Source organism: Klebsiella sp. 54 (genome assembly GCF_018223875.1).
Lineage (GTDB): Bacteria > Pseudomonadota > Gammaproteobacteria > Enterobacterales > Enterobacteriaceae > Klebsiella > Klebsiella quasipneumoniae.
Genome location: NZ_JAGRRA010000001.1, coordinates 261,117 through 278,081, shown reverse-complemented (window position 1 = coordinate 278,081; position 16,965 = coordinate 261,117). Strand labels below are relative to the sequence as shown.

The 16,965-nt window shown below is 57.9% G+C and carries 15 protein-coding genes; 3 read left to right on the top strand and 12 right to left on the bottom strand.

What is annotated here, in order from left to right:
• Positions 1-13 precede the first annotated feature (13 nt).
• From ugpQ to livK, 10 genes are all read right to left on the bottom strand, one after another.
• Positions 14-754, bottom strand: a complete 741-nt coding sequence (gene ugpQ / locus KHQ24_RS01240; protein WP_108433216.1) for a glycerophosphodiester phosphodiesterase — start codon at positions 752-754, stop codon at positions 14-16.
• Complete coding sequence (locus tag KHQ24_RS01235; protein WP_064151020.1) at positions 751-1,821, bottom strand: sn-glycerol-3-phosphate import ATP-binding protein UgpC; 1,071 nt, start codon at positions 1,819-1,821, stop codon at positions 751-753. Before KHQ24_RS01235 ends, ugpQ begins: the two co-directional genes overlap by 4 nt.
• A gap of 1 nt (position 1,822) precedes the next feature.
• Complete coding sequence (ugpE, locus tag KHQ24_RS01230; RefSeq protein ID WP_004202115.1) at positions 1,823-2,668, bottom strand: sn-glycerol-3-phosphate ABC transporter permease UgpE; 846 nt, start codon at positions 2,666-2,668, stop codon at positions 1,823-1,825.
• Positions 2,665-3,552 (bottom strand): sn-glycerol-3-phosphate ABC transporter permease UgpA, encoded by an 888-nt coding sequence (gene ugpA, locus KHQ24_RS01225; protein WP_002920792.1) that lies wholly within the window; start codon positions 3,550-3,552, stop codon positions 2,665-2,667. Before ugpA ends, ugpE begins: the two co-directional genes overlap by 4 nt.
• A 106-nt stretch (positions 3,553-3,658) precedes the next feature.
• Positions 3,659-4,975 (bottom strand): sn-glycerol-3-phosphate ABC transporter substrate-binding protein UgpB, encoded by a 1,317-nt coding sequence (gene ugpB / locus KHQ24_RS01220; RefSeq protein ID WP_211777095.1) that lies wholly within the window; start codon positions 4,973-4,975, stop codon positions 3,659-3,661.
• A 271-nt stretch (positions 4,976-5,246) separates the two neighbouring features.
• Entirely contained in the window at positions 5,247-5,960 is a 714-nt protein-coding gene (gene livF / locus KHQ24_RS01215; protein ID WP_004145133.1) for a high-affinity branched-chain amino acid ABC transporter ATP-binding protein LivF, read from the bottom strand.
• A gap of 1 nt (position 5,961) precedes the next feature.
• On the bottom strand, positions 5,962-6,729 hold the full coding sequence (livG, locus tag KHQ24_RS01210) for a high-affinity branched-chain amino acid ABC transporter ATP-binding protein LivG (protein WP_002920803.1): 768 nt from the start codon (positions 6,727-6,729) through the stop codon (positions 5,962-5,964).
• Entirely contained in the window at positions 6,726-8,003 is a 1,278-nt protein-coding gene (gene livM / locus KHQ24_RS01205; protein ID WP_004202111.1) for a branched chain amino acid ABC transporter permease LivM, read from the bottom strand. Before livM ends, livG begins: the two co-directional genes overlap by 4 nt.
• On the bottom strand, positions 8,000-8,926 hold the full coding sequence (gene livH, locus KHQ24_RS01200) for a high-affinity branched-chain amino acid ABC transporter permease LivH (RefSeq protein WP_002920807.1): 927 nt from the start codon (positions 8,924-8,926) through the stop codon (positions 8,000-8,002). The genes livM and livH overlap by 4 nt, the downstream gene beginning before the upstream one ends.
• A gap of 61 nt (positions 8,927-8,987) precedes the next feature.
• The gene (livK, locus tag KHQ24_RS01195) at positions 8,988-10,097 is read right to left on the bottom strand and encodes a high-affinity branched-chain amino acid ABC transporter substrate-binding protein LivK (RefSeq protein ID WP_032456690.1); all 1,110 of its coding nucleotides are present in this window, start codon (positions 10,095-10,097) and stop codon (positions 8,988-8,990) included.
• A gap of 423 nt (positions 10,098-10,520) precedes the next feature.
• Here livK and panM point away from each other — a divergent pair, with 423 nt between their 5' ends.
• From panM to KHQ24_RS01180, 3 genes are all read left to right on the top strand, one after another.
• Positions 10,521-10,904 (top strand): aspartate 1-decarboxylase autocleavage activator PanM, encoded by a 384-nt coding sequence (panM, locus tag KHQ24_RS01190; protein ID WP_048295678.1) that lies wholly within the window; start codon positions 10,521-10,523, stop codon positions 10,902-10,904.
• Between the two features lie 312 nt (positions 10,905-11,216).
• Complete coding sequence (locus KHQ24_RS01185) at positions 11,217-11,759, top strand: LemA family protein (protein WP_043522571.1); 543 nt, start codon at positions 11,217-11,219, stop codon at positions 11,757-11,759.
• A 3-nt stretch (positions 11,760-11,762) separates the two neighbouring features.
• Positions 11,763-13,808 carry a DUF2207 domain-containing protein gene (locus KHQ24_RS01180; protein WP_211777094.1) on the top strand — a complete coding sequence of 682 codons (2,046 nt, stop codon included), beginning with the start codon at positions 11,763-11,765 and terminating at the stop codon, positions 13,806-13,808.
• A gap of 437 nt (positions 13,809-14,245) precedes the next feature.
• Here the strand turns inward: KHQ24_RS01180 and livJ are convergent, their stop codons facing one another.
• Positions 14,246-15,349, bottom strand: a complete 1,104-nt coding sequence (gene livJ / locus KHQ24_RS01175) for a branched chain amino acid ABC transporter substrate-binding protein LivJ (RefSeq protein ID WP_002920812.1) — start codon at positions 15,347-15,349, stop codon at positions 14,246-14,248.
• Between the two features lie 257 nt (positions 15,350-15,606).
• Complete coding sequence (locus KHQ24_RS01170) at positions 15,607-16,851, bottom strand: aromatic amino acid transport family protein (protein ID WP_017899980.1); 1,245 nt, start codon at positions 16,849-16,851, stop codon at positions 15,607-15,609.
• Between the last annotated feature and the right edge of the window lie 114 nt (positions 16,852-16,965).

Here is a 16,965-nt window from a genome sequence, read left to right as displayed (position 1 = left end):
CGCGCAGTGGATATTAAGGCTGGAAATCCGGCCCGATGACGTCAATGGCATCGGTGCAGATGCAGTCTACGCCCCAGCGCAGCAGCTCGGCGGCGCGCTGGGGTTTGTTAACGGTATACACCAGGATATGCAGGCCGGCCTGTTTCAGGCTTGCCACACGCCCGGCGTCCAGCAGCTTGTGGTTGAGGTGAATGGAGACGCAGCCCAGCCGGGTGGTCAACTCCCGCCAGTCATCGCGCCACTCATCCAGCAGCAGCCCGCGCGGCAGCTCGGGAGCGGCTTCCTGCGCCGCCTCCAGGGCATCGATTTCAAACGACGACAGCAGCGGCGCGGTCATTCCCGCCCACAGCTCCCGTGCCGCCAGGGCCACCACGTTGCCGGTCTGCGGCCCAAGGCCAGTGGTCGGTTTAATTTCAATATTCGCCATCATGCCGTGACGGCGGCAGCGCTCCGCCACCTGGGAGAGCAGCGGCAGCGGCTCGCCCTTAAATTCACGGCTGAACCAGCTGCCAGCATCGACCTTCAGCAGATCGTCCCATGGCAGCTCCCCCGCCACGCCCCAGCCGTTGCTGGTGCGTTCGAGATTATCGTCATGCAGCAGAAAGATCTGCCCGTCCTTTGACAGCTTGGTGTCAAATTCAATCATCGTGTGCCCGTAGCGGGCGCCAACATCGATAGCCGCCAGGGTGTTCTCCGGCGCCAGTTTACCGCCGCCGCGATGGGCGACGATACGGGGATAAGGCCAGTTACTCATGCGCGTTGTCCTGTTTCACCATCAAAGAGGTGCAGATGTTCCAAAGGCAGATGCAGCCATAGCGTGCTGCCTGCCGCCGGACGCTGCTGGTGCGGCAGTCTGACAACCAGCTTCTGTTCGCCCCAGCGCCCGTGGGCGAGGTTATCGGCACCTAAAATTTCCAGGGTGTCCATCAGCAGCGGAATGCCGCCTTGCGCCTGCGAGCTTAAGATAAAATGCTCCGGGCGGATACCGAGCGTCATTTTACGCCCGGCGTGGCGCCGATGCTCATGATTCGTCGGCAGCTGCATGCCGCCCGCCAGCTCAAAGCGACCGCCGTCATCGCTGATGCGCCCTTCCAGCAGGTTCATGGCCGGGCTGCCGATAAAGCTCGCCACAAAGCGGCTGGCCGGTTTCTCATATACGTCGACCGGGGTGCCGATCTGCTCGGCAACGCCTTTGTTCATCACCATCACCCGCTGGGCGAGGGTCATCGCCTCCACCTGGTCATGGGTAACGTACAGCGAGGTGGTTTTCAGGCGGCGATGCAGCTGCTGCAGCTCAAGACGCATCTGCACGCGCAGCTTGGCGTCGAGGTTTGACAACGGTTCGTCGAAGAGGAATACCGCCGGGTCGCGCACGATGGCGCGGCCCATCGCCACGCGCTGGCGCTGGCCGCCGGAGAGCTCGCGCGGGCGGCGCTTGAGCAGGCCGTCCAGCTCAAGAATACGCGCCGCCTCCTGCACCCGTTCGGCGATCAATCCCTTACCCATGCCGCGGATCTTCAGCCCCCACGCCATGTTCTCTTCCACGCTCATATGCGGGTAAAGGGCATAGTTCTGGAACACCATGGCGATGCCGCGATCCTTCGGCTCCATCTCGGTCACCCGCTTGCGGTCGATCCAGATATCGCCGCTGGTCACCCGCTCCAGTCCGGCAACCATCCGCAGCAGCGTGGATTTCCCGCAGCCCGACGGGCCGACCATGACGATAAACTCCCCGTCCGCCACGTCCAGCGTCAGCGGTTGAATTACCTGGGTTTTGCCATCCCAGCTTTTGCTTACTGCCTGTAGTTTTAAACCAGCCATTTTATTTCTCACTATCGACCAGGCCGCGCACAAACGCGCGCTGCATGGCTAAAACGATGACAACCGGCGGGATTAGGGTCAGCAGCATCGCCGCCATCACCTGATTCCACTGGGTAGTGCCTTCGCCGGTGGCGATCATGCCTTTGATGCCGGCGACGGCGGTGCCAAGATTCACATCCTGAATAATCAGCAACGGCCACAGATACTGGTTCCAGCCGTAGATAAAGGTGATGACGAACAGCGCCGCGAGGTTGGTTTTCGACAGCGGCAGCACGATGTCGCGAAAAAAGCGCATCGGCGAAGCGCCATCGATACGCGCCGCTTCAATCAGCTCGTCCGGCAGGGTCATAAAGAACTGGCGGAACAGGAAGGTGGCGGTGGCCGAGGCCATTAGCGGCAGCGTAAGCCCGGCATAGCTGTCGAGCATGTTGAGATTGGCGATCACTTCCACCGTCGGGAAAATACGCACCTCGACCGGCAGCATGAGGGTGATAAAGATCAGCCAGAAGAACAGGTTACGCAGCGGAAAGCGGAACCATACGATGGCGAACGCCGAAAGCATCGACACCACGATTTTGCCCACCGTAATGGCGAACGCCATGATGAAGCTGTTGAGCATCATCAGCCAGAACGGCGCGCTGTTGACGCCGACGCCGTTCACCCAGATGGTCTTCATGTTCTCCAGCAGATGTCCGCCGGGGATCAGCGTCATCGGCGTTTCGAACACCGATTGGTTATCCAGCGTCGCCGCCACGAAGGCAACATACAGCGGGAATAAAATGACGGCGATGCCCAAAATCAGCATGGTGTGGCTGAAAATCGTCAGCCCGCGACGGTTCTCAATCATTGGTAACGCACCTTACTTTCAACGTAACGGAACTGCACCACCGTCAGGATAATGACGAGGAACATCAGCACCACCGACTGCGCGGCGGAAGCGGAAAGATCGAGCCCGGCGAAACCTTCGCGATAGATTTTGTAAATCAGGGTGGTGGTCGCCTGCACCGGCCCGCCGGCGGTGGCAGCATCGATCACCGGGAAGGTGTCGAAGAAGGCGTAAACCAGGTTGACCACCAGCAGGAAGAAACTTACCGGCGCAATCAGCGGCAGCGCCAGCTTGAAGAAGCGGCGGATTGGTCCGGCGCCGTCGATGGCAGCGGCCTCAACCAGCGAACGCGGGATCGACTGCAGCGCGGCGAAGAAAAACAGGAAGTTGTAACTTATCTGCTTCCATACCGAGGCAAAGACCACCAGGAACATCGCCTGGCCGCTGTTCTGCGCGTGGTTCCAGTCGTAGCCCAGCTCGCCAAGGAAGTGAGTGATCAGCCCGCGCCCGGGGTTAAAGAGGAAGATCCACAGCACCGCCGCGACGGCGGGGGCCACGGCGTACGGCAGCAGCATCAGCGTTTGATAAAAGCGGCTGCCGCGCACCACGTAGTCGACCAGCGCGGCGAAAAACAGCGAAATGAGCAGGCCGCTGACGGTCACCAGGGCGCTGAATTTTATGGTGGTCCAAAATGAGTCCAGATAGTACGGGTCATGGAACAGCGCAACGAAGTTATCCAGGCCGACGAACTGGCTGGAGAGGCCAAACGGGTCGACGCTCTGTAGCGAATACCACAGCGCTTCGCCCGCGGGCCAGATAAAGAAAATCAGCGTGATAATCAGCTGCGGCGCGACCAGCACGTAGGGCAGCCAGCGCGAGCGGAATACCGGACGGGATGATGACATGGAGATTGGGTTCCTGAACAATGCCGGGTGGCGGCTACGCCTTACCCGGCCTACATAGGGCACATCGTAGGCCCGGTAAGCGCAGCGCCACCGGGCAAGTTACAGATTACGATTTGGTCGCTTGTTCGAAGCGGCGCAGCAGCTGATTCCCACGCTGAACGGCGGAATCAAGCGCCTGTTGCGGGGTTTTCTTGCCGGTCCACACGCTCTCCAGCTCTTCATCGACGATGGTGCGGATTTGCGGCATGTTGCCCAGGCGCAGGCCTTTGGTGAACGGCAACGGCGGCTTGTTCAGCATCTGGCGGGTGGCGATATCGGCGCCCGGGTTCTTATCATAGAAGCCCTGCTGGCGGGTCAGATCGTAGGCCGCGGTGGTGATCGGCAGATAGCCGGTTTTCTGGTGCCACTCGGCGGCGTTTTCCGGTTTGGTCAGGAAGTCGAGGAACTTCGCCACGCCGGTGTAGGTCTCTTTGTCTTTGCCCTGCATCACCCACAGGCTGGCCCCGCCAATGATAGCGTTCTGCGGCGCGCCTTTCACATCGGCATCGTAAGGCATCATGCCGACGCCGTAGTTAAATTTGGCGTACTGGCGGATATCGGCCAGCGAGCCGGACGAGGCAGTGGTAATGGCACAATCGCCGTTATAGAACTTTTCAGTGGACTCGTCTTTACGCCCGAAGTAGCTGAAATCGCCCTTCTTGTTCATCTCTTCGAGCAGCGCGATATGCTTCACCTGCTCCGGCTTATTGAACTCAAGAACCGCGTCGGTGCCGTCAAAGCCATTATTTTTCGTCGCCACCGGCAGACCATGCCAGGCGCTGAAGTTCTCGATCTGGATCCAGCCCTGCCAGCCGCTGGCGTAGCCGCACTTCATCCCGGCAGCTTTCAGCTTCGCGGTGTAGGCCGCCAGATCCTGCCAGGTCTTCGGCGGCTGCTCTGGATCTAAACCGGCTTTTTTGAAGGCGTCTTTATTGTAGTACAGCACCGGGGTGGAGCTGTTAAACGGCTGGGAGAGCAGATGGCCGGTTTTCGAATCGGTGTAATACCCGGCGACCGTCGGCACAAACTGCGATTCATCAAACTTGATGCCCGCCTCGCTAAACACCTGGTAGACCGGCTTAATGGCTTTCGACGCCATCATGGTGGCGCTGCCCACTTCATACACCTGCAGGATCGCCGGCGCGTTGCCGGTACGGAAGGCGGCGATACCGGCGCTCAGGCTCTGTTCATAGTTGCCCTTGTATACCGGAACGATTTTGTAATCAGGATTGGCCGCGTTAAAGCGTTGCGCCAGAGAATCCACTTCTTTACCCAGTTCGCCTTCCATTGAGTGCCAGAACGGGATGGTGGTAACCGCCAGGGCCTGACCGGCAAAAGCCAGGCTCAGCGCCAGTCCTAAAGCTGTATGTCGTAACGATATCATCGGTTATCTCTCTTGTTGTGCCGGATGCGCGATTTCACGCGTTTTATGCTCGCGGGGTAACATGACATGTTCGAATTACAGAAAAATAACTTTTTTATTACAAAAAAAAGATAGTAACGGGTCAGAGAGATGACAAGCCGATGAAAGGACGGGGGAAGTAAAGTGGGAGCTGAGACACGGATAATAGTTGTGCGATCGGCTCCCGGGGTCGGCGCAAGCGCCTCGCCCGGGCTACAAACCGGCGAACTGAACGACGCCGGGTTGCGATGAATTAACCGCCGAGATAGGCGCTACGCACCGCCTCGTTGGCCAGCAGCGCGTCGCCGGTATCCTCCAGCACCACGTGACCGTTCTCCAGCACGTAGCCGCGGTCGGCCAGCTTCAGCGCCTGGTTGGCGTTCTGCTCGACGAGGAAGATAGTCATCCCCTGCTCGCGCAGTTGCTCAATGGTATCGAAGATCTGCTGAATAATGATCGGCGCCAGCCCTAATGACGGTTCATCCAGCAGCAGCAGACGCGGCTGGCTCATCAGGGCGCGGCCGATCGCCAGCATCTGCTGTTCGCCGCCGGACATGGTGCCGGCGCGCTGGATACGGCGCTCGTGCAGACGCGGAAACAGCTCATACACCCATTTGATGCGGGTCTGGAACTGATCGCGGTCGGCAAAGAAACCGCCCATCGCCAGGTTCTCTTCCACCGTCATACGCGAAAAGACGCGCCGCCCTTCCGGGACGATCGCCACCGCCTCGCGCATGATCTTCGCCGTCTGCCAGTCGGTAATATCCTTACCGTCAAAGACAATGCGCCCGCTGGAGGCGCGCGGATCGCCGCACAGCGTGCCGAGCAGGGTGGTTTTCCCCGCGCCGTTGGCGCCGATAAGCGTCACAATTTCGCCCTGTTTGATATGCAGGCTGACGTTGTGCAGCGCCTGAATCTTGCCGTAGTGGGCACTGACGTTGTCAAAAGTTAACATCGCGTTTTCCATCTTATGCCTCACCAAGGTATGCGCGGATCACGTCCGGGTTATTACGAATCTCTTCCGGCGTCCCGTTGGCCAGCGGTGTCCCCTGGTTCACGACGTAGATACGATCGGAAATGCCCATCACCAGCTTCATATCGTGTTCGATAAGCAGGATGGTGGTGTTGTGATGGTTACGCAGCTCGGCGATAAGCTCGTCCAGCTCTTTGGTCTCTTTCGGGTTCAGCCCCGCCGCGGGTTCATCGAGCATCAGAATTTCCGGCTGGGTCACCATGCAGCGGGCAATCTCCAGCCGGCGCTGGTCGCCATAGGCCAGGTTGCTGGCCTGGCGGTTAGCGTGCTCCAGCAGGCCGATACGCTCCAGCCAGGTGGCCGCGCGATCCAGCGCTTCGCTCTGCGCCCGACGGAAGGCCGGCGTTTTCAGCAGACCGGAGAAGAGTCCGGTTTTCAGCTGCTGATGTTGCGCCACCAGCAGGTTTTCAATCACCGTCATTTCGCGGAACAGACGCACGTGCTGGAAGGTCCGCACCACGCCCATCCGGGCAATCTGCTGGCCCGGCAGCCCTTCCAGATGCTGGTCGCGCAGCAGAATGGTGCCGCCGGTAGGCTTATAGAAACCGGTCAGGCAGTTAAAGACCGTGGTCTTCCCGGCGCCGTTGGGGCCGATCAGCGAGACGATCTCGCGCTCTCTGAGCTCCAGCGACACATTGTTGACGGCCAGCAGACCGCCGAAACGCATCATCAGGCCGCTGACGGATAATAATGGCTGACTCATGCCTGCTCTCCTTTCGCCTGACCGTTTTTCAGCTTCAACTGCACGCGCGTCATTGGCAGAAGCCCCTGCGGACGCCAGATCATCATCAGCACCATCAGGCCGCCGAGCATTAACATGCTGTATTCGTTAAAGTCACGCATCAGCTCACGCGACACCACCAGCAGAATAGCCGCCAGGATCACCGCGAACTGCGAGCCCATCCCGCCCAGCACCACGATCGCCAGTACGAAGGCGGACTCGGCGAAGGTAAAGGATTCCGGACTGACGAAACCCTGGCGCGCGGCGAACAGCGTCCCGGCAAATCCGGCAAACGCGGCGCTGATGGTAAAGGCGGTCAGCTTAATGCGCGTCGGGCTCAGGCCCAGCGAACGACAGGCGATTTCATCTTCACGCAGCGCTTCCCACGCCCGCCCCAGCGGCATCCGCAGCAGGCGGTTGATAACGAACAGGCTCAGCACCACCAGCAGCAGCGCCACCAGGTAGAGGAAAATCACCCGGTCGGAGGGATCGTATTTGACGCCGAAGAAGTTGCTGAAGGTATCCCAGCCGCCTTCGCGGGCGCTACGGCTAAATTCGAGGCCAAAGAAGGTCGGTTTCGGGATCTGGCTGATGCCGTTCGGCCCGCCGGTGATTTCGGTATTGTTGAGCAGCAGAATACGCACGATCTCGCCGAAGCCTAAGGTCACGATCGCCAGGTAGTCGCCGCGCAGACGCAGTACCGGGAAACCGAGCAGGAAGCCAGCCGCCGCGGAGACCAGGCCGGCCAGCGGCAGACAGGTCCAGAAACCAAGACCGTAATAGTGGTTCAGCAGCGCGAAAGTGTAGGCGCCGATGGCGTAGAACCCGCCGTAGCCCAGCACCAGCAGGCCGGAAAGCCCGACCACCACGTTCAGCCCGAGGCCGAGGATGATATAGATCATCGTCAGGGTGGCGATATCCACCGTGCCGCGCGACACCATAAACGGCCAGGCCACGGCAATGACCAGCAGGGCGATCAGGAACAGCTTCTGCTTCACCGTTGAGCCGTCAATCGCCGGCATAATAAACTTCGGCCCGGAGACGTTCTTAACCGCTTTCTGGAACAGCGGCCGCAGCAGCTGGAAGAAAAAGACCACCGCGGTGCCGATGAAGATCCACTGCCAGCGAATATCGGCGGCGGTATCCACCACCAGTTTGGTGCCGTTCAGCTCCAGCTGCACGCCCATAAAGACGCCCGCCAGAATGAAGAACATCGCAGCAGAGAGCAGCGCCATTGCAATTTGCATCGGTTTCATACTTTTTCCACCTCCGGGCGGCCCAGAATGCCGGTCGGCATTACTAACAGCACCAGAATCAGCAGCGCGAAGGAAACCACGTCCTTATATTCAGTGCTGAGATAGGCAGAAGAGAGCGCTTCGGCAATACCCAGGATCAGGCCGCCGATCATCGCGCCCGGAATACTGCCGATACCGCCGAGCACGGCGGCGGTGAAGGCCTTCATCCCGGCCATAAAGCCGATGTAGGGGTTAATCACGCCGTAGAACTGCCCCAGCAGCACGCCGGCCACCGCCGCCATCGCTGCGCCGATGACAAAGGTCAGGGCGATAACGCGGTCGGTGTTAATCCCGAGCAGGCTGGCCATTTTCAGGTCTTCGGCACAGGCGCGGCAGGCGCGCCCCATCCGCGAGTAGCGAATGAACAGCGTCAGGGCCAACATGGCGATAAAAGTCACCACCCAGATCACCAGTTGCATGGTGGTGATCGTCGCGGAGAAGCTGTCGCTGTGGCCGACAACCCACTGGCCGTTAAACAAGCTCGGCAGCGCCACGTCGCGGGAGCCCTGGGTCAGGCTGACGTAGTTCTGCAGGAAGATAGACATCCCGATAGCGGAGATCAGCGCAATAAGACGTTTGGAGTTACGCACCGGCCGATAGGCCACGCGCTCAATGCTCCAGCCGTAGGCGCTGGCAATCACAATGGCGCCCACGAAGCCGGCGGCGACCAGCAGCCAGCTGGTGTCGATGCCCATCATCATCAGCGCGGCGATGATCATGAAGGAGACATAGCTGCCAATCATATAGACCTCGCCGTGGGCGAAGTTGATCATGCCGATAATGCCGTACACCATCGTATAGCCGATGGCGATCAGCGCATAGGTACTGCCCAGCGTGACGCCGTTAAACATCTGCTGCAGAAAATAGAGAAACTGCTCGGACATAAGGTAACCTTTTTCAAACCGCCCGCGGTTCGCGGGCGGAGGGATAACTCATCTTCAGCGCTTATTTCGCCGCGCTCGAAGAGCCGTCGGCGTGCCACTGGAAGACACCAAACTCAAATCCCTTCAGATCGCCTTTTTCATCCCAGGTCAGCGGCCCAATCACGGTTTTCGCCCCGTGCGCTTTCAAATCTTTGATTAAATCCAGCGGCTGCTGGCTGCCGGTTCTGTCCATCGCCTGCGCCAGCGACTGAACCGCGGCGTAAGTGATCCAGACATACGGCCCGCTCGGATCTTTCTTCTCCGCTTTCAGCGCGTTGACGATGGTGCTGTTGGCAGGGTCCTGATCGTAGCGTTTTGGCATTGTCACCAGCATCCCTTCCGCCGCGGCGCCCGCGATATTGGACAGCGAGGCGTTGCCGACCCCTTCCGGCCCCATAAACACGGTTTTCAGCCCGACGGAGCGCGCCTGGCGCAGCATCTGGCCCATTTCCGGGTAGTAGCCGCCGTAGTAGACGAAGTCGATGTTCTCTTTCTTCAGGCGCGCCAGCAGGGCGGAGAAATCTTTTTCCCCCGCGGTGATGCCGTCAAAGAAGACGATGTTGGCGCCGGCTTTTTTCAGGTTGTCCTGCACCGAACGCGCCAGCCCTTCGCCGTACTGCTGCTTGTCATGAATGATGGCGATACGCTGCGGTTTCACTTTCTCGACGATATATTTCGCCGCGGTCGGCCCCTGCGAGGAGTCGAGGCCGGCGGTACGCATGATGTACTGATAGCCGCGCTGGGTCAGCTCCGGGTTGGTCGCTCCCGGGGAGATCATCAGGATGCCTTCATCCTCATAGATATCGGAAGCCGGCTGGGTGGAAGAGGAGCACAGGTGGCCGATAACGTACTGAATACCGTCGTTGACGATTTTGTTGGCTACCGCGACCGCTTGCTTCGGATCGCAGGCGTCGTCGTATTCGACGGCCACCAGCTTGTCGCCCTTAATGCCGCCGCTGGCGTTGATGTCTTTAATCGCCTGACGCGCGCCATTGAACTCCATGTCGCCCCACTGGGCCACTGGGCCCGACATCGCGCCGACCACGGCGACCTTAATATCCTTGGCCATCGCCGCGTGCGACATCGCTAATGCGACAATGCCCGCGACGATGGTTTTCGCGTTCCTTTTCATGCTGCAGAACCCCGTTCGTGATGTGGTGTAAATGTTTTGTATTTTTATGGTTAAAAAGCATTCTGTGCTTTTATTAAACAACGCCATTTTTACCATTGAGTTTAATGGTTTAGCGCAGCTTTTCACTAAAAAACAGATTAAAATCTCTATTTTTCAGTCGATTAAGCAAAGATAATATTCTGTATTTTGCTGAAGATAAACAAAAAAAAGTCCATGCGGCAGCATAAAATAACGATACATAAGGCGGAATAAAACGCTGCACATTAGGTTAAAATTCTGCTTATTTTTCGATCCATGACGGATTGCGCTACCCCAACAACGCCAGGAAAACGAATCCCCTGATGTATGCGCAAAAAACAGCGCTCCGCCAGACAGCAATTTTGGGTACACTGGCGCCTCTGTTTTGCACTGGACTTGCCGCCCATGAAACTGACCATTATCCGTTTACAGCACTTCAGCGATCAGGATCGCATTGATCTGGGGAAAATCTGGCCGTCGCAGGATCTGTCGACGCTGACCCTTGATGAAAACCATCGTCTCTACGCCGCCCGCTTTAACGAGCGCCTGCTGGGCGCCGTGCGCGTTACCCTGCGCGGCGTCGAAGGTGAGCTCAGCGATCTGTGCGTGCGTGAAGTGACCCGCCGCCGCGGCGTCGGGCAATATTTAGTGGAAGAGACGTTGCGTGATAACCCGGCCATCAAAAGCTGGCGCGTCGCCGACCAAGGGGTGGAGGACCGCGGCGTGATGGCGGCCTTTATGCAGGCGCTCGGCTTTAGCGCCCAGCAGACCGGTTGGGAAAAGCATTAAGAAAAGCGTTCGTCAGGTAACACAGCGCTTGTTTGTTGCCTCCCGGCAACGGAATAAAGCCCAGCCGCGGGTGAACGGCTGGGCTTGTTTATTTCATACTGCGACGATAATGCCATGGTGCCCCGAACGTGAAACTGCGGATTGTCCTGTCAGATATCCGCCAGGACAAAGGCTCGCGTGATATTTCAGAATTTAATCTGCAAGCACAGTTTCTCCTGGCGTTTCACGTGCGGTAAGATTCGCTGACGCGTAAAATTGCGCAGAAAGTATTCAGCGCAACGCGATCATCAGCAGTCAACATGGAATAAACATATGGAAATGTATATCGGGCTGGCTATTGTCGCCGTGATCCTTATCTGGGCGATCTTCACCTATAACCGTTTTATCTCTCTACGCCGTTTCAAAGATGAAGCCTGGAGTGGCATTGCCGTCCAGCTCAAGCGCCGTCACGATCTGGCGCCCAATCTGTTCAGTCTGGTCAAACGCTATGCGCAGCACGAAAAAGAGCTGCTGGAAGAGATCGGCCGCCAGCGCAGCGTCCTGATCGGCAATCCCCGACAGGTGGCCGACAGCGAGCAGCAATATGCCGGAACGTTGAGTCGTATCTTCGCCCTGGCGGAAGCCTATCCGGAACTCAAAGCCAGCGAAAATTTCCTCTCGCTGCAGCAATCCCTTGGCGAAATAGAAGAACAGCTGCAAATGGCCCGCCGTTACTTCAACGCCACGGTCCGTGAGTTTAATATTCTGGTGGAGTCTTTCCCCAGCCTGCTGCTGGCCCGCCTGTTTAGCTTCAGGGCGGAACTGTTCTTTGAACTGGAGTCCCCTGAAGAAGCCAAATTGCCGCGGATGGAGTGACCTATGTCCACCTGGTCCATGCGGATACTGCGCAGTATTGGCCTGTTGCTGCTGCTGTTGAGCATCTCTGGCTTAGCCGTCAGCGACGATAACGCTATCACCGAGGCGTCGCCACTCCCGGCCAATGTCCGCCGGGTTCCCGCGTATGAACATATTCTCTTTTTCGATTCCCTGGCGCGTTTTCAGCCAAACGGCAGCATGGAGATGCGGGAAAATATCACCGTGCTGTCCCTCGGAAAGGAGATTCGTCGAGGCATTTTCCGCACGCTACCTCTCTCCTGGCACCGGCAGGACGGCAAAATTTTTAGCGTTGATTACGTCATCAAATCGGTCTCACGCAATGGACTCCCTGAACCCTACAGCCTCGATCGCACGACAAAAGCGCTGACCGTGCGCATTGGCAGCGCCGATCGCACCCTGAAGCCAGGTATTTATAACTATGAAATTCGCTATCAGGTTAGCAACCATTTCAGCCGCTTCCATGACTGGGATGAGCTGTACTGGAACGTGACGGGCAACGACTGGAGCTGGCCAATCGGGAAAGCCCGTTTCCAGCTTGTACTGCCTGACGCCGCCGGGCAGCTGAATGCGGATGGCAGAGATGCAAGGTTGCGCACCATTGATGTTTACACTGGTCGTCAGGGGGCGAAAGACCACCATGCGATCATCCTGCCTGATGGCAGCATACAAACTTCCCGCCCCCTTGCCACCGGCGAAGGGCTAACCGTGGTCTATACCTGGCCTCGAGATATTCTGGCAGGCGCCGCCGCGCCCGAAGCGGTCTGGCCGTTGGTCCATTTACTGGTGCCGACGCTGGCCACCAGTATTATCTGGCTTCCCCTGCTACTGCTTGTTGGCTACTACTGGCTGTGGTGGCGCAAAAACGTCATCGCGGCGGGGTTAAAAATGCCGCCGGTGACGCCGCTATTTTCGCTGCCCGCCGCGATGTCGCCAGGCTATCTGCGCTTTATTACGCAACGTAAGTATGATGATGTGGCATTCAGTAGCGATTTGCTGGGACTGGTTGCCAAACGAGCAATCAGATTAACGAGTAAAAAAAGCCAAACCAAAGGCGCGTGGTCTTCATCCCCTGTTGATGAGCAGTGGCTTTCCCGTCAGCCAGACGAAAAACATAAGCCGCTGAACCCCAATGAAAAGCAGTTGATGAGCCTGCTTTTAAGCGCTAAACGTAAGAACATCAATCTCAGTACGCCGCATCAAACGTTGATGCAAAACGCGCGCAGATGGCTGGAAAAATGTTGTGAAGAGCAGAAATCGCAGCTGTGCCGGACATGGGGTAAACCGCTGCGTCATTGTATTTATATTGCTCTGCTGATCCCGATCGTTTGCGGCATCGGATTTAGCCCGGCGGCGGCGGCGCTCACCGTTCCCTGTCTGCTGTTTGTATCGGTCGGCGGGGTGATGACGTATTTGTGCCTGAGGTTTTTACGCAATCCGATGAAAACCCTGCGTAGTTTGGGACCAGTGATGATCCTGATGGCGCTGGTATTTAGCCCTTTCGCCACCGTGGCGGGCGGTGTTTTCCTGCTTGGCATGCTACCCCTCACCCAACTTCCTGCCGGCTATCCTGGCGCCTTGTTAACCGCCATCGCACTGTGCGCGTTCGTCGCCTGGAAAACACCTCGCTATACGCAGAAGGGGTTAAACGATCTGGCCGTCGCCAAGGGCTTGAAGCTGTATATTAAAACCGCCGAAGAGAAGCGTTATCAGACACTTTATCCACCTGACCAGATGGTCGCTCACTTTGAAAGCCTGCTGCCGGTCGCTCTGGCGCTCGGCGTAGGAAAGACCCTGGCGAACACTTTTTCCCGATATTTAAGCAGCACCGGCGCGATGTCGGAAGTGTTAGCGCAGGCAGACTGGCAGGATATGCATCATTTCTACCAGAGCTGTCATTCCGCCGCCGGCGAGAAGCCGGTGCAGCGTTCAGAGGGTGACTCGTCAGGGTCGGGCTATAGCGGTTCCGGCTCTTCCGGTGGCGGATCGTCAGGCGGCGGTTCCGGTGGTGGTGGCGGCGGTGGCTGGTAAGAGAAGGCCGGATAGCATTTATCCGGCCAACACATCTGGGGCGTGAAAGGCGCCCCACCCATTTAACCCAGCATTTCGCGTAGCAAAAAGGCGTCAAGACCCGATATCCCCGGGAGCTTACATCAGTAAGTGACCGGGGTTGAGGGCCGCAGACAACGCATTTGCAGTGTGAAAGGCCCCCACCCATTTAACCCAGCATTTCGCGTTGCAAAAAGGCGTCAAGACCCGAAATCCCCGGGAGCTTACATCAGTAAGTGACCGGGGTTGAGGGCCGCAGACAACGCATTTGCAGCGTGAAAGGCCCCCACCCATTTAACCCAGCATTTCGCGTTGCAAAAAGGCGTCAAGACCCGAAATCCCCGGGAGCTTACATCAGTAAGTGACCGGGGTTGAGGGCCGCAGACAACGCATTTGCAGCGTGAAAGGCGCCGGTTAAATTATTTGGCGTCGGTCGCCGTACCATTAGCATGCCAGGTAAAGACCCCGAACTCGAACCCTTTCAGGTCGCCTTTCTGATCCCACGACAGCGGGCCCATCACGGTGTCTACCGTCGCGCCTTTCAGGTATTTAGCGATTTCCGCCGGATCGTCAGACTGATTCAGGCCCGCCTGCAGCGACTGCAGCGCCGCGTAGGTGGTCCAGACGAAGGCGCCGCTCGGATCCTGTTTTTTCGCCTTGATCGCATCCACAATCGGTTTGTTCGCCGGCACCTGGTCGTAGTTCTTCGGCTTGGTCACCAGCAAACCTTCCGCCGACTCGCCGGCGATGTTAGACAGGGAGACGTTCGCTACGCCTTCCGGGCCCATAAACTGGGTTTTCAGACCGGCAGCGCGGGCCTGACGCAGGATCTGGCCCATTTCCGGGTGATAGCCGCCATAATAGACGAAGTCGATATTCTCTTTCTTCAGGCGCGCTACCAGCGTGGAGAAGTCTTTCTCACCGGCGGTGATCCCGTCGAAGAAGACCACGTTCGCCCCGCCTTTTTTCAGGCCATCCTGCACCGCACGGGCCAAACCTTCGCCATACTGCTGTTTGTCATGCACCACTGCGATACGCTGCGGCTTCACTTTGTCGAGAATGTATTTCGCCGCGGTTGGTCCCTGGTCGGAGTCCAGTCCGGTGGTGCGCAGGATCAGCTTATAGCCGCGCGCGGTCAGCTCCGGCGCGGTTGCTGCCGGGGTGATCATCAGAATGCCTTCGTCTTCATAGATATCAGACGCCGGCTGAGTGGAAGAGGAGCACAGGTGGCCGATAACGTATTTGATCCCGTCGTTGACCACTTTGTTGGCGACCGCTACCGCCTGTTTCGGGTCGCAAGCGTCATCATATTTTACGATCTGCAGCTTATTGCCCTTAATGCCGCCCTTAGCATTGATATCCGCTACCGCCTGCTCGGCGCCGGTAAATTCCTGATCGCCGTACTGGGCCACCGGGCCGGACATCGCCCCGACTACCGCGATTTTGATATCTTCCGCCAGCGCCGCGCTGCTCATAACTAAGGCAATACATCCTGCCAGTAACGCTTTACCCTTCATATTCATCCTGAGGCTCCCCATTATTATGGTTTTTGCATTTGTTGTGATGTTGTTTGTTAGCGCATTATTTTGTTTATATCGATAGGAAAAGCATATGATAGCTAATCTACCGGGGGCTGCTCGCGCTTTTGCAGCACACTATGCTAAACATACCGTCATTCTGAGGAATTTGAAACGACTAAATTGCGGGCTATGTAACAGATAAGTGACAAATAAAAAAACCGCGCCAGCATGAACCGGACGCGGTGCAAAACAGGCCCTAATTACCAGCCAGCGGGCAGGTAGCCTACCGCGGACGCTATCGCGTAGACGGCGCTGCAAAGATACAACAACACAATGAAGCATTGGATAAGCGGATGGGTCATCCAGGCCGGACAGGTCCAGCCCGGCGTCAGGTCGCCACGCTGGCGGGCGCCCTTGAGCATCAGGATCGGCATAATCGATAAAATAACGCCGCTGAACACCCCGGCAAAATAGAGCGCGTTGACGAAGGAGACCATGCCGCTGTAGGCCAGCGCGAACGGCGGGATCGCCACCACCAGCAGCACCATCAGGCGACGGGCGGGCTGTTCGTCATTCCCCAGGCGGAACTGATCGAAGATATTGGTCAGGAAGCTGCCGCCCAGTCCCCAGTAGGAGGTCAACATCGCGCACAGCGCAAACAGGTTGGCGGAGAAGAAGGCCCATTCGCCAAGCGCCCTGCCCCAGGAGATGGTGGCCACATCCGAAATATTCTCCAGGCCGTTAAGCGAGATCACCGACAGCGGCACCAGCGCCAGCAGGGTAAAGGTCAGCGCCATGCCGACCATAATGGCTTTAGGCAATTTTTCCGGTTTGTCGGCGAAGCCCCGCGCCATTTCCGGGACGATATACTGTGCCGAGAAGCAGAACGCCACGACGTTGAAGACCGGAACCATATACAGCCAGTTGCCGTCGAGCAGATAGCCCACGCGGGTGGTCTCTTTCAGCAGCGTGGCAATCACCAGCACCGAGATCATCACCACCATGCCGATGCTGATAAATTTCTCGCCGCGGCCGATCGCCTTCAGCCCCAGATAGAGCACCCCTGCCGCCGGGACGAAAAACAGCACGCTGCCCAGCGCTGGCGAGATGCCAAACAGCGAGTGCAGCAGCTTGCCGCTGCCGGTCATATAAGCCGTCAATGCCCCGACGCTGTTGACGCAGACGGAGAGGAACATCATTAGCGCGCCGAAGCCGCCGACGTAGCGCTTCGATAATCCACTGAGCTGCAGATGTTTACGCGTGCGGAGCGTGGATTCCGCGACATAGAGCATGGTCACCGTGGTCAGACTACCCACCAGCACCAGCCAGAACAGCAGTGGTAAAAAGCCCGCTTTGCTTGACGCATAGGCGATAGAGAGGACACCCGCGCCAATATTGGTACCGACAATCATCGATACCCCTTCGACGAAGCTCAGAGATTTTGCAGGGACAGCCGTACGTTCCCGGCCGGTGAGGACGGGAGAAAAGGTGGAGTTTTCAGACATAATACTTTCCGTTTTACTCCGGCGGTTTTCACCGCCGGAAAAAAGGTGATATCAGGGTGATAAACCACTCACGCTGAGCATAAACAGCCGGCTGCGGCTTCCTGTTTCTGTTCG

Excerpts from the sequence above, each read along its gene's own strand:
- livM (WP_004202111.1), bottom strand. The coding sequence starts at position 8,003 with ATGAAACCGATGCAAATTGCAATGGCGCTGCTCTCTGCTGCGATGTTC.
- ugpQ (WP_108433216.1), bottom strand. The coding sequence starts at position 754 with ATGAGTAACTGGCCTTATCCCCGTATCGTCGCCCATCGCGGCGGCGGT.
- KHQ24_RS01180 (WP_211777094.1), top strand. The coding sequence starts at position 11,763 with ATGTCCACCTGGTCCATGCGGATACTGCGCAGTATTGGCCTGTTGCTG.
- livH (WP_002920807.1), bottom strand. The coding sequence starts at position 8,926 with ATGTCCGAGCAGTTTCTCTATTTTCTGCAGCAGATGTTTAACGGCGTC.
- KHQ24_RS01185 (WP_043522571.1), top strand. The coding sequence starts at position 11,217 with ATGGAAATGTATATCGGGCTGGCTATTGTCGCCGTGATCCTTATCTGG.
- ugpE (WP_004202115.1), bottom strand. The coding sequence starts at position 2,668 with ATGATTGAGAACCGTCGCGGGCTGACGATTTTCAGCCACACCATGCTG.
- livG (WP_002920803.1), bottom strand. The coding sequence starts at position 6,729 with ATGAGTCAGCCATTATTATCCGTCAGCGGCCTGATGATGCGTTTCGGC.
- KHQ24_RS01170 (WP_017899980.1), bottom strand. The coding sequence starts at position 16,851 with ATGTCTGAAAACTCCACCTTTTCTCCCGTCCTCACCGGCCGGGAACGT.
- KHQ24_RS01235 (WP_064151020.1), bottom strand. The coding sequence starts at position 1,821 with ATGGCTGGTTTAAAACTACAGGCAGTAAGCAAAAGCTGGGATGGCAAA.
- livJ (WP_002920812.1), bottom strand. The coding sequence starts at position 15,349 with ATGAATATGAAGGGTAAAGCGTTACTGGCAGGATGTATTGCCTTAGTT.
- ugpA (WP_002920792.1), bottom strand. The coding sequence starts at position 3,552 with ATGTCATCATCCCGTCCGGTATTCCGCTCGCGCTGGCTGCCCTACGTG.
- livF (WP_004145133.1), bottom strand. The coding sequence starts at position 5,960 with ATGGAAAACGCGATGTTAACTTTTGACAACGTCAGTGCCCACTACGGC.
- panM (WP_048295678.1), top strand. The coding sequence starts at position 10,521 with ATGAAACTGACCATTATCCGTTTACAGCACTTCAGCGATCAGGATCGC.
- ugpB (WP_211777095.1), bottom strand. The coding sequence starts at position 4,975 with ATGATATCGTTACGACATACAGCTTTAGGACTGGCGCTGAGCCTGGCT.
- livK (WP_032456690.1), bottom strand. The coding sequence starts at position 10,097 with ATGAAAAGGAACGCGAAAACCATCGTCGCGGGCATTGTCGCATTAGCG.